Origin of the sequence: Duganella guangzhouensis, from assembly GCF_009674535.1 — a bacterium.
GTDB lineage: Bacteria > Pseudomonadota > Gammaproteobacteria > Burkholderiales > Burkholderiaceae_D > Rugamonas > Rugamonas guangzhouensis.
This window is the reverse complement of sequence record NZ_WKJK01000019.1, coordinates 82,599-94,577: the sequence shown is the minus strand read 5'-3', so window position 1 is coordinate 94,577 and position 11,979 is coordinate 82,599. Positions and strand designations below refer to the sequence as shown.

Below are 11,979 nucleotides of genomic sequence, written 5' to 3'. Positions count from 1 at the left end.
AGTAAAATAATCATGGAGAGCGATTATTCTGCGCCAGTTAAATTTACTCTGTGTGAAAAGAATTGCGAACGCTCGTACTATTATCCACTTGGGGATGAATGTCAAACAGTAGTGTTAGAGGTGGCGTTCTATTGCTGCGGGGCAGCAATGCAGGAAGGAAACTTGGCTTACAACTTGTCCAATTCGCGGCGGTCGCGCTTGGTTGGGCGGCCTTTAATTGTAGTGCCTGGTTCACGGTACAGGCGGCGATTTTCGGCCACGGCGGCGCGGCGGGCTACGCTGACGTCGGTCTCTTCATACAGGTTGCGCGCCACAGTGGCGGGGCCGCGCACGTCGGACAAGCCCATCACGTCGACTTCCCATTGATCGGCGCCATTGTCGATTTCCAGCACGTCGCCCAGCTTGACGTTGCGCGCCGGCTTGGCGCGGTCGCCGTTGACAATCACCCGCCCCAGCGCGATGGCGTCCGTGGCCAGCGAACGTGTCTTGAAGAAGCGTGCCGCCCACAGCCATTTATCCAGTCGTACTCCGTCGCTCACGCGTATTTCCCCACTGCGAACACCCGCATCAATAATTTATAAAACACAAACGCCACCTCATAGCCGATCCGGCGCACATGGCCGACATGCTTGAAGTCGTCGTAGCTGATCACCTTGCCCTCGGCAATCGCGGCCTCGATATGCTGCCGCAGGCTGTGCGCAAACGCCGCATCCTTGATCACCACATTCGCCTCCTGATTGAGGAACAGGCTGAGCCCGTCCACATTGCTGGAACCGACCGTGGCCCAGTCGTCGTCGATCACGGCGACCTTGGCGTGCAACTGCGTCTTATGATACTCCACCACCTTGACGCCGGCCGCCAGCAGCTTGGGATAAAACGAATGCGCGACCGCATCCTGCAGCCAGATCTCGCCGACGCCGATCAGCAACGTCACCTCGACGCCACGCTGCGCGGCCAACACCAGCGCCTGGCGGAACTTGTGGCTGGGCGCGAAATACGGATTGGCCAGCAACACGCTCTTGCGCGCCCGTCCCAGCGCCTGCAGATAGGCGCGCTGGATGGTGCGGCGGTTGCGCAGATTGTCGCGTACCACGAAGCCGGCCTGCACCGCGTGGGCGGCGGCGATTTTTTCCACCTTGCGCATATCGCGGTACAAGCCGATCCGCTTGATGATGCTGAGTTTGCCGAGCCGGCGCCACTGCGTCACCGCCTCCAGCTGGATGTCGGCCACCAGCGGGCCGCGCACCTGCACCGCGAAGTCCCAGCGCGGCGCCGACAGCTGCTTGCTGTGATCGTAATCGCAGAACATATCGTCGTTGATGTTGATGCCGCCGACATAGGCCACCAGACGGTCCACCACGCAGATCTTGCGGTGGGTGCGGGTGACGCCGCGCTTGAACCAGGGATTGAACATGCGATGCTCGACGCCCTTGGCCACCAGCTGCTCATGCATGCTGTTGACCTGGCGCCGGCCAGTGCCCCACCAGTCGGTGATCACCCGCACCTGCACGCCGCGCTGGGCGGCGCCGATCAGCGCCGCCAGCACTTTCTGGCCGGTGTCGTCGCCGGCAAAGATATAGGTCTCGAAATAGACCTCATACTGCGCGTTCTCGATGGCCGCGATCAGCGCCGGAAAATAATCGGTGCCGGTATGCAGCAGCTTGACTTCGTTATCGGCTAAAAAATTAACGCTGCGCATAGCGTGCACTCAAACCAGCGTCAGCGAAGCAACGATGGGAGCGTGGTCCGACAGCTTGGCCCACAAACTACCATGCATCACCTCCGCCGTCTCGACCCGGAAACCGCGCACGTAGATGCGGTCGAGGCGGAAGAACGGCAGGCCGGCCGGGAAGGTGCGCGCTGGCGTCACGCTGCTCTGGCGGCGCAGCTTGCGCATGATCTCGTCCAGCGCCGAATTGCCGCCGATTTCATCGAACGCCTCCACCACGCCCAGCGCGTTGCGCAGCTCCGCGCTCAGCGTGTTGCGCCAGTCGTTGAAGTCGCCGGCGATCACCACCGGCTCGCCATTCGGCGCGGTTTCCGTGACCGCCGCAATCAGCGCCTGGGTCTGGCGGCGGCGGCTGCCTTCGAACAGGCCCAAGTGCACCACATAGCAATGCACCGGCCCCTGCGGCGTGTTCAGCATGCAATGCAGAATGCCGCGCTGCTCATAAGCGTGGTCGGAAACGTCGCGGTTGATCTGGCTGGCGATGGGAAAAGCGCTCAGCAGCGCGTTGCCGTGGTGGCCGTGATCATAGATCGCGTTCATGCCATAGGCGGCGTGCAGATGGCGCGACTCGCCGGCAAAAAACTCATGTTGCGCCGCAGCGGGCCAATGCTTGTGGCCGAGGTGTTCGGCGCCATACTTGGCCGCTTTCAGATCGTGCTTGCCCTGCACTTCCTGCAAAAAAACCACATCGGCATCGAACATGCCGATGGCCTGCTTGAGCGCCAGCACGCGCGGCTCGGCGCGAATGCTGGAAACGCCCTTGTGAATGTTGTAGGTGGCAACACGGATCTTCATGCCAAGTATTTTACTCCCGAGCGCGCATCCCGGCATGTGCGCCGCCGCACATTGCTAAGAGCCCTGCTATGAACTTGCCTGGCAGCGGGACTGGATCGCAGATAATCCCCGCAACATTCCTTCCACGCTGAGATCTTCGTCCAACTGCTCCCAATGAATGCCGTACCCAGCGCCGCAGATTTCCCATTTTTCTAATTGTTCAGGCTGGGCGTTCATTAGTCTGGGATACCAAGCCAAGGGTGTGCTGATACGGCGCCCATCCATTAAATAAACAGTAAGGGCATTCCCTTCAAAGGACACCAGTTTGATTCGTTCGTCAGTGACTGTCGAAGTGTTCATGCCATCTCCCAATGAAATCTATTCGGTGTGAAGAAATAATACGCCCGATCTCGCGCAACTCAAGCGAAGTTAGATGATGGTTCCGTGCCACCGTAACACTCTCAAGCCAAAACTTCGCTGATCGCCCATCTTTATCAACATGAACATGCGGCGGCTCCCCTAGCTCATTGCTATGGAAGTAAAAACGATACCCTTTAATTTTCAGTAGCGTCGGCACCCTGCGATCCAAATCAAATTCGATCACCGAGTATGTGGTTGCCAGACAGAGCGGAGCTTGAGCTAACTCAACCCAAATGCAGCTGCAATCTCATGCGCATTATTCATATATCCCTAGAATAAATAATTCGTTTTCGCATAATTTTGTCGATCGTACAATCAGCTTGACTCCGCTTGCATAAGGACTGCCATGACCGATGACTCTCGCCGTTTTCTCATCAAGACCGCTGCGGCGCTGGCCGCTCTGCCCGGCCTCGCGCGGGCGGTGCCGCAGGTGGCCGAGCCGGCGCTGGCGTCGTCCGCGCCCGCCGTCAACGGCTTTGCCGCCAGCAGCGCCGAGGGGCCGCTGGAGTTGATCAACCTGATCGAGCTCGAAGCGCAGGCGGCCAAGGTGATTGCGCCGGGCGCGTTCAGCTACATCGCGCGCGGCGCCGGCGACGAGTGGACTTTGCGTGACAACCGCAACGCCTTCAACCGCCAGTTGATCATTCCGCGCGTGCTGAGCGGTGAGGGGCCGCCGGACTTGCGCACCCAGATTCTCGGCACACCAATCGCCTCCCCCATCATCATCACGCCGGTGGCGGCGCATGGACTGGCGCATGTCAGCGCCGAGGCTGGAACCGCGCGCGGCGCGGCGGCGGCTGGCACCATCCTCGGCGTCAGCACGGTATCGACGCTGAATCTGGAACAGGTGGCCGCCGCCGCCAACGGGCCGAAGTGGTTCCAGCTGTATATGCTGCAAGACGTGGAATACAGCGCGCAGCTGCTGCGGCGCGCCAAGGCGGCCGGCTACAAGGCGGTGGTGCTGACCGCCGACACCACCGTGGTCGGCAACCGTGAAGACGGCCAGCGGCAGCGCTTCACGTTTCCGCTCAAGCCCGGCAATCTGCTGGGCGACGATCCGCACGCGCCGATTCCGCCGGCGCGCCAGGCGTTTGCGGTGCGCATCGATCAGAAAACCATCGAATTCGCGATCCGCGAGAGCGGGCTGCCGGTGATCGTCAAAGGCATCAGCCATCCGGACGATGCCCTGAAGGCGATCGAAGCCGGCGCGTCCGGCATCCAGGTCAGCAACCACGGCGGTCGCCAGCTGGACGGCGCGCCGGGCGCGTTCAGCGTGCTGCCGGCGGTGGCAAAAGCGGTCAAGCGCCAGGTGCCGATTATTTTCGACAGCGGCATCCGGCGCGGTCAGGATGTGTTCAAGGCTCTCGCCAGCGGCGCCGACGTGGTGGCGATCGGCCGGCCGGTGCTGTACGGCCTGGCGCTGGGCGGCGCCCAAGGCGTGCAAGCGGTGCTGCAACACCTGAACCGCGAGCTGAGCATCACGATGCAACTGGCCGGCACGCAGACCGTGGCCGATATCAAGGCCACGGTACTGCAGCCGGCGTAAGCGCGGGCGCGCTCAGGCGGCCAGCAATAGTTCGCCGCTCAGCGTGTTGATACCCACCAGCTGGGCGCTGGCGGTGTGAGCGGCCAGCGTCGCCACCGTGCTGATGACCGAACTTTCATAGCTGATGATGCTGGTGCTCTGGTTGACCGCGTCCAGCAAGGCGCGCGCGGTGGCGGCGGCGGCATCGCCAGCGTAACCGGCCACCTCGGCGGCGGTGTCGAGCAGCGCGGTGAAGTTCTCCGCCACCGTGACCCGGTTGGCGATCAGCGTGGCGTCGATCTGCCCCTGGGTGGTGGTATTGGACTCGGCGCCGGCAGCGATGTTCAGCGCCGCCATGCCGCGCACCAGTTCGCCCTTATCCAGCGCGCCAGCCCAGAACGCCAACCCTTCGGCGTCCGGCGCCCGGCCCAGCAAGTGGGCGTAGATGGCGGTGACGAAATCGGTGTTGCTGCCGCTGTACAGCGCCGCCGATTCCGAGCTGTTGCCGAAGCTGTCGATCAGCGCCTTGACGGTGGCATTGCTGTTGTAGGCGCCGACGAAACCGTCGGTGGTGGTCGGCACGCCGGCCGCCTTGAACTGCGCCACCATATTGGCCAGGCCGTTGGCGTCGGCCGGGCGGCCGAAATATGACACGTAGAATTTCTGCGCCAGCGCGGTGTATTGCGCCGTCAGTGCATCCTCGGCCAGGCTATTGACGTTGAGCGCGACCGTGGCGTCGGCAAAGCTCAGGCGCTCGATATTGCTCAGCGTATCGATCTGCGTTGAGGAGCTGCGCAGCGCCACCGTATAGCCGCTGCTGGTGGCGCTGACCAGGTAGGCGCTGAAGTTGCCGCTGTAGACCGCGGTGTCGATGCCGTCCAGACCATCCAGCGTGTTGGCGCCGCCATTGCCTTGCAGATGGTTGGCGGCGGCATTGCCGATCAAAGTGTCGTTGCCGCTGCCGCCGATGGCGTTTTCAATCGTCGCGCCGTAGGCGATGCCAAGGTCGTTGGTGCCGTCATACAGGCCGGTGGTGGGCGGACCATTGCCGCCCCAGTTGATGTCGGTGCGCACGTCGGACAGGATGCGGATCGACGAATAATGGCCTTCCTGCAGGTCGATCACATTGTCGGTGCTGAAGTTGGCCACCGAGATGGTGTCGTTGCCGCCGGCATCCCAGATGGTGCGCAGGAATGGCGTGGCCGGATCGAAGGTATAGGTATTGTCGCCGGTCTGGTACGTCATGTTGGCGCCGTACAGGTACTGAATGGCGGCGATGTCGTTCACCATCGGCGTGTCCGGCACGATGTAATAACTATTCCAGTAATAGCTGGTGGCGGTCTCGGTGATTTTCACGTACAGGCTGTTGGGCGCATCGTCGTAAGCCATGATCGAGTACTGGCGGTTGGCGTGCGTCAGGTCCAGCGTGCCATCCTCGAACGGGTGCTTGAGGCCGAGCGTGTGGCCCAGCTCATGCATCAGCGACATGTAGTTGTACGAGCCCACGCCCCAGTCGGTGTCGGTGACGTCGGTGCTGATCCAGACGTCGCCGCCGGACGGATAGACCGGGTCCGGATACATGGCCCAGCCCCAGGCGCCAGCGCCGTCGCTGGTGGTGTCGCTGGCCGAGGTCCAGGCCAGGCGGATGTCGCCCACCGAAGTGCTGCTTTCCTGCACCAGCACCGGCGTGATGTTAGCCACGTTGGCCCAGCTCTGGAGCGCCGCCGTGGCCGCCGCCTGCTCCACCGTGTTCAGGCCGTAGTGCTGAGTAGCGTTAGGCTCGTCCAGATCGGAATAAGCGCCGCCACGCGGGCCGCTGAACACGGCGGTGGTGGAGGTGGTCCAGGGGAAGCTATAGGTGACAGTGGCGGCGGTGCCGGCCGCGCCGCCCCACTTGGTGCCCCCCAGCAGCGCGTCGATCGACTGCACGCCGGTGGTGGAGACATAGCTGACGGTACTGGTGCTGCTCGGACTAGGCATGAAAAACTCCGTAGATTGAAAGCTGACTCAGGTCAGTACAGTATCGCTGCCGACATGCACACCCACCAGTTGCACCGGCAACGCGCCGGCCTCGGCAGTGACTGCGGACAGGTGCGCTACAGTGCTGAGCACGCTGGATTCGTAGCCTATGATACTCGTGTCCTGGTTGACTGCGTCCAACAACGTACGCGCGGCCTCGGCCGCCTTGGCGCCGGCATAGCTGGCGATCTCGGCCGCCGTATCCAGGCTGGCGGTGAAATTCTCGGCCACCGTGACCCGGTTGGCGATCAGCGTGGCATCGATCTTGCCCTGCGCGCTGGTGTTGGTTTCGGCGCCGGCCGCGATGTTCAGCGCCGCCATGCCGCGTACCAGGTTGCCGTCATCCAGCGCGCCGGCCCAGAAGGCCAGGCCCTCGGCATCCGGCGCCCGCCCCAGCAAATGGGCGTAGATGGCGCTGATGAAATCCTTGTTGCTGCCGCTGTACAACGCCGCCGATTCATCGCTGTTGCCGAAGCTGTCGATCAGCGCCTTGACGGTGGCGTTGGTGGCGTAAGCGGCAACGAAACCGTCGGTGGTGGTCGGCGCGCCGGCCGCCTTGAACTGCGCCACCATATTGGCCAGGCCGTTGGCGTCGGCCGGACGGCCAAAGTAGGCGACATAGAATTTCTGCGCCAGCGCGGTGTACTGCGCAATCAGGGGATCCTCGGCCAGGCTGTTGACGTTGAGCGCGAGCGTGGTGTCGGCAAAGCTCAAACGCTCCATATTGACCAGCGCATCGACCTGCGCCGAGCTGCGCAGCGATACGGTGTACTCGCCGTCGCTGGTGGTGCTGATGAAGTAATCGTTGAACTTGCCGCTGTAGACCGCAGTGTCGATACCGTCCAGGCCGTCCAGACGGTTGATGCCGCCATTGCCCTGCAAGTGGTTGGCCACCGAGTTGCCGATCAGGATGTCGTTGCCGCTGCCGCCGATGGCGTTCTCGATGATGGCGCCGAAGGCGATGCCCAGATTCAGCGTGTTGGCGCCATAGGTCGGGGTCGGTGGCGCCTTGGTCCAGTTATAGCCGGCGCCGGTATCCGATGGAATGTCGATGTTCGAGTACTGGCCGGGGCGCAGGTCGATCGTGTTGTCGGTGGTGAAATTGGCGACCGAGATGGTATCGTTTCCCCCAGCATCCCAAATAGTATGGAAGAAGGGCTTGGTGGGATCGAAGGTGTAGACATCGTCGCCGGTCTTGTAGCTCATGTTGGCGCCGTACAGGTATTGCATGACGGCGATGTCGTACACCATCGGCGTATCCGGCACCACGTAGTACGAGCGCCATGAATGCGTAACGCCATTGTCGGTGACGTCGACAAACAGGCTGTTGGGCGCATTGTCGTAGGCCATGATGGAGTACTGGCGGTTGTCGTACGCGGCCGGCAGCGTCACCGTGCCTTCGAACGGATGCTGCAGGCCCAGCGTATGGCCCAGCTCGTGAATCAGCGCATTGAAATTGTAGGAACCGGCCGACCAGTCGGTGTCGGTGGCGGCGGACGAGGTGGTGCTAATCCAGATGTCGCCGCCCTTCGCGTAGGTCGCGCTCGGATAATAACCCCAGCCCCAGGCGTTGCTGCCGTCGCTGGTGGTGTCACTGGCCGAGGTCCAGCCGATACGGATATCGCCCACCGAGGTGGCGGTGTCCGCCACTTGCACCGCCGTGATATTGGCGACGTTTTCCCAGGTCTGCAGCGCCGCGCGGAAAGCGTTCTGCTGCACCGCGTTCAGGCCATAATGCTGGGTCGCATCCGGCTCGTCGAGGCTGGAATAGTTGCTGCTGAAGGTGGCGCTGGCGCCGCCGGCGTAAGGAAAACTGTAGGTAATCGTCAGCGGCGTGCCGAGCTTGCCACCCCATTTATATCCCTCCAACAGGGAATCATCGACAACGTTACCAGTGGCGGCCACCTTGGTGACGGTGTTGCCGGTCGTAGGAGAACTCATAAAGTGCTTTTCCGATAGAAACATTGATTGAAATCAACTTCAATCTTACCAGAAAAGTAATTATTATTTGTTAAAGTTTTGTATCATTCGGGGCAGTTGCAACACCGCTTCGGCGTTGGACGGCGAAAAACACTGATCGGCCGCCGCCAGATACGGCAACCAGACGTGGTTGACGTGTTCGCGCGGACTGAGCGTGATGCCGATGTCGCGCGGCACCTCAACGCTAAAGACGTGTTCGGTATTCTGGGTCACCCCGGGCGCGTAGCGGTGGCGCCAGACCGGATAGATTTCGTAGATGTTGGACAGCTGCCAGTCGCGCAGCACGATGCGCTCGCCGTCGGCGACGATGCCGGTTTCTTCAAACAGTTCGCGCGCGGCGGTGGCCAGCAAGGGCTCGTCGACCGCGTCCAGCGAGCCGGTCACCGATTGCCAATAGTCCTGCTTGTCGGCGCGCTCGATCAGCAACACCTGCAGGTCGGCTGTGTGGATCACCACCAGCACCGATTCGGGGATCTTGTAGGGCTTGTTCATGGAGATAAAAAAAGGCGCCCGCAGGCGCCTTTTCTACAGCACATATCAGCCGGCGACTTTCGGCTCGGCCGCGCGCAGACGGATGTGCAGCTCTTTCAGCTGCTTCTCGTCGACTTCCGACGGCGCGTGGGTCAGCAGATCCTGTGCGCGCTGGGTTTTCGGGAAGGCGATCACATCGCGGATCGAATCCGACTTGGTCATCAGCGTGACGATACGGTCCAGACCGAACGCCAGACCGCCGTGCGGAGGCGCGCCGTATTGCAGCGCGTCCAGCAGGAAGCCGAACTTCAGGCGGGCTTCGTCGGCATCGATTTTCAGCGCGCGGAACACTTTCGACTGCACGTCTTCGCGGTGGATACGGATCGAGCCGCCACCCAGTTCCCAGCCGTTCAGCACCATGTCGTAGGCCTTGGCGATGCAGGCGCCCGGATTGGTTTCCAGCCAGTCTTCGTGGCCGTCTTTCGGCGCGGTGAACGGGTGGTGGGTCGCGGTCCAGCGATCCGACTCTTCGTCGTATTCGAACATCGGGAAGTCGATCACCCACAGCGGCGACCAGACGTCGTCGAACAGGCCGTTGGCCTTGCCGAATTCCGAATGGCCGATCTTGACGCGCAGCGCGCCGATCGCATCGTTGACCACTTTCGCCTTGTCGGCGCCGAAGAAGATCAGGTCGCCGTCTTGCGCGCCGGTCAGTTCCAGGATCTTGGCCAGGGTGGCGTCGTCGATGGTCTTGACGATCGGCGATTGCAGACCTTCACGGCCTTTGGCTTTCTCGTTGACCTTGATGTAAGCCAGGCCCTTGGCGCCGTAGATGGCGACGAACTGGGTGTAGGCGTCGATTTCCGAACGCGGCATCGAGCCACCTTTCGGTACCAGCAGACCGACCACGCGGCCGTTCGGCAGGTTGGCGGCGGCGTTGAAGATCTTGAACTCGACGTTTTTAACGACGTCGGTCAGTTCGGTGAACTGCAGCTTGACGCGCATGTCCGGCTTGTCCGAACCGTAGCTGCCCATGGCTTCGGCGAAGTCCATCACCGGGAACGGGTTAGGCAGGTCGACGTCCATGGTGTTCTTGAACGTTTTACGGATCATGTCTTCGAACAGATCGCGGATTTCCTGTTCGTTCAGGAACGAGGTTTCGCAGTCGATCTGGGTGAATTCAGGCTGACGGTCGGCGCGCAGGTCTTCGTCGCGGAAGCACTTGGTGATCTGGTAGTAGCGGTCGAAGTTGGCCACCATCAGCAGCTGTTTGAACAGCTGTGGCGATTGCGGCAGCGCGAAGAAGTTGCCGGCGTTGACGCGCGATGGCACCAGGTAGTCGCGCGCGCCTTCCGGGGTCGACTTGGTCAGCATCGGGGTTTCGATGTCGATGAAGCCCAGCTCGTCCAGGTATTTACGCACTTCCATCGTCACCTTGTAGCGCAGGCGCAGGTTGTTCTGCATCTGTGGACGACGCAGGTCCAGCACGCGGTGGGTCAGACGGGTGGTTTCCGACAGGTTGTCGTCGTCCAGCTGGAACGGCACCGCCACCGAGGCGTTCAGCACTTCCAGTGCGGAGCAGATGACTTCGATCTTGCCCGATTTCAGGTTGTTGTTGACGGTGCCGGCCAGACGGTCCTTGACCACGCCGGTGACGCGCAGGCAGAACTCGTTACGTACCGATTCAGCAGCCTTGAAGACTTCAGCCTGTTCCGGATTGCATACGATCTGCACCAGGCCCTCGCGGTCGCGCAAGTCGATGAAGATCACGCCACCGTGGTCGCGGCGACGATGTACCCAGCCGCACAGGCTGACGGTTTGGCCAAGCAGCGCTTCAGTGGTGAGGCCGCAGTAGTGAGTACGCATTGAGGACATGTTTATTTCTCGGTTCAGGTTAAGTTACTCAGTTAATTTTACTTCTCTTGGGCGATGATTTTGGGCGCATCTTCCGGCGCCACCACCCCCATCGAAACGATGTACTTCAGGGCCGCATCGACGCTCATGTCGAGTTCGACCACATCCTTCTTGGCCATCATCAGGAAGAAACCGGAGGTCGGGTTCGGCGTGGTCGGAATGTACACGCTGACATAGTCGCCCACCAGGTGGTTCTTGACGTCGCCGCCCGGGGTGCCGGTCAGGAACGCGATGGTCCACGAATTCTGGTGCGGATACGGAATCAGCACCGCCTTGCGGAACGCATTGCCGGACGACGAGAACAACGTATCCGACACTTGCTTGACGCTGGAATACAGCGAGCTCACCACCGGAATCCGGGTCAACAGCTTTTCCCACAGGCGCACCACGTAGTTGCCGACCAGGTTGTTGGTCAGCAGACCGGTCAGGAACACGATGACCACCGTCAGCAAGGTGCCCAGGCCGGGAATATCGAAGCCAAACAGGGTACGCGGCTGCCAGCGTTCCGGCACGAACAGCAGGGACTGGTCCATGGTGCTGATCACCAGGTTCAGCACCCAGGCGGTAATCGCCAGTGGGACCAGAATCAGCAAGCCGGTAATGAAATATTTACGCATCGAATTCCTTGGTGGTTAACGGAGACCTTCAGGTGTCGCTGGAACCGCCCGATGGCGTCGGTGCCGGCGCGGCCGCTTCCGCTTTCTGGGCCGGCGCGGTGCCGGTGGCCGGCGGCGTGCCGCCACGGAAATCGGTCACATACCAGCCCGAGCCCTTCAACTGGAAGCCCGCCGCAGTCACTTGTTTCTTAAACGACTCCTTGCCGCAGGACGGGCATACCGTCAACTGAGGATCGGACATCTTTTGCAAAACATCCTTGGCAAAACCGCATGCTTCGCAGCGGTAAGCGTAGATCGGCATTGATTACTCCGCAAAAATCTTCAAAACCCTGAATTATAAAGCCTTTTGCCAGCCACCTGACTGTTTCCTATAGCCAAAGCTGTGTCGGTAATCGATTTCATTGGGAAAATCTATTCGCTTATTGTAGTTAGGCATGATTTAATACTATCTAACAAGCGCTGATTTCCCAATCCCTGAGTCGCCGCCTCGCTATTCGTCCCGTTCCAACGACGCGCCAACTCATTGATTA

The 11,979-nt window shown here is 61.2% G+C and carries 12 protein-coding genes; 1 reads left to right on the top strand and 11 read right to left on the bottom strand.

Going from position 1 to position 11,979, the window contains the following annotated elements; translation table 11 throughout:
* Positions 1-167 precede the first annotated feature (167 nt).
* The 5 genes from GJ699_RS27720 to GJ699_RS35360 form a co-directional block, all read right to left on the bottom strand.
* Entirely contained in the window at positions 168-539 is a 372-nt protein-coding gene (locus tag GJ699_RS27720; RefSeq protein ID WP_371867691.1) for an RNA-binding S4 domain-containing protein, read from the bottom strand.
* Positions 536-1,699 (bottom strand): cardiolipin synthase ClsB, encoded by a 1,164-nt coding sequence (gene clsB / locus GJ699_RS27715; protein ID WP_154382550.1) that lies wholly within the window; start codon positions 1,697-1,699, stop codon positions 536-538. The genes GJ699_RS27720 and clsB overlap by 4 nt, the downstream gene beginning before the upstream one ends.
* Before the next feature lie 9 nt (positions 1,700-1,708).
* Positions 1,709-2,524 carry an endonuclease/exonuclease/phosphatase family protein gene (locus GJ699_RS27710; protein WP_154382548.1) on the bottom strand — a complete coding sequence of 272 codons (816 nt, stop codon included), beginning with the start codon at positions 2,522-2,524 and terminating at the stop codon, positions 1,709-1,711.
* A gap of 66 nt (positions 2,525-2,590) precedes the next feature.
* The gene (locus GJ699_RS27705; RefSeq protein WP_154382545.1) at positions 2,591-2,863 is read right to left on the bottom strand and encodes a DUF2442 domain-containing protein; all 273 of its coding nucleotides are present in this window, start codon (positions 2,861-2,863) and stop codon (positions 2,591-2,593) included.
* Positions 2,841-3,080, bottom strand: a complete 240-nt coding sequence (locus GJ699_RS35360) for a DUF4160 domain-containing protein (RefSeq protein WP_371867690.1) — start codon at positions 3,078-3,080, stop codon at positions 2,841-2,843. Before GJ699_RS35360 ends, GJ699_RS27705 begins: the two co-directional genes overlap by 23 nt.
* Before the next feature lie 189 nt (positions 3,081-3,269).
* Between GJ699_RS35360 and GJ699_RS27695 the strand changes: the two genes are divergently transcribed.
* The gene (locus GJ699_RS27695) at positions 3,270-4,469 is read left to right on the top strand and encodes an alpha-hydroxy-acid oxidizing protein (protein ID WP_154382543.1); all 1,200 of its coding nucleotides are present in this window, start codon (positions 3,270-3,272) and stop codon (positions 4,467-4,469) included.
* Positions 4,470-4,481: 12 nt separating this feature from the next.
* Here the strand turns inward: GJ699_RS27695 and GJ699_RS27690 are convergent, their stop codons facing one another.
* From GJ699_RS27690 to GJ699_RS27665, 6 genes are all read right to left on the bottom strand, one after another.
* The gene (locus tag GJ699_RS27690; RefSeq protein WP_154382541.1) at positions 4,482-6,428 is read right to left on the bottom strand and encodes a M10 family metallopeptidase C-terminal domain-containing protein; all 1,947 of its coding nucleotides are present in this window, start codon (positions 6,426-6,428) and stop codon (positions 4,482-4,484) included.
* A gap of 27 nt (positions 6,429-6,455) precedes the next feature.
* Complete coding sequence (locus tag GJ699_RS27685; RefSeq protein ID WP_195763665.1) at positions 6,456-8,408, bottom strand: M10 family metallopeptidase C-terminal domain-containing protein; 1,953 nt, start codon at positions 8,406-8,408, stop codon at positions 6,456-6,458.
* 63 nt (positions 8,409-8,471) lie between these two features.
* On the bottom strand, positions 8,472-8,939 hold the full coding sequence (nudB, locus tag GJ699_RS27680) for a dihydroneopterin triphosphate diphosphatase (protein WP_154382537.1): 468 nt from the start codon (positions 8,937-8,939) through the stop codon (positions 8,472-8,474).
* A 45-nt stretch (positions 8,940-8,984) separates the two neighbouring features.
* Positions 8,985-10,784 carry an aspartate--tRNA ligase gene (gene aspS, locus GJ699_RS27675; protein WP_195763668.1) on the bottom strand — a complete coding sequence of 600 codons (1,800 nt, stop codon included), beginning with the start codon at positions 10,782-10,784 and terminating at the stop codon, positions 8,985-8,987.
* A 47-nt stretch (positions 10,785-10,831) separates the two neighbouring features.
* Positions 10,832-11,449 carry a DUF502 domain-containing protein gene (locus tag GJ699_RS27670; RefSeq protein WP_154382533.1) on the bottom strand — a complete coding sequence of 206 codons (618 nt, stop codon included), beginning with the start codon at positions 11,447-11,449 and terminating at the stop codon, positions 10,832-10,834.
* 28 nt (positions 11,450-11,477) lie between these two features.
* On the bottom strand, positions 11,478-11,750 hold the full coding sequence (locus tag GJ699_RS27665) for an FmdB family zinc ribbon protein (RefSeq protein ID WP_154382531.1): 273 nt from the start codon (positions 11,748-11,750) through the stop codon (positions 11,478-11,480).
* Positions 11,751-11,979: the final 229 nt, after the last annotated feature.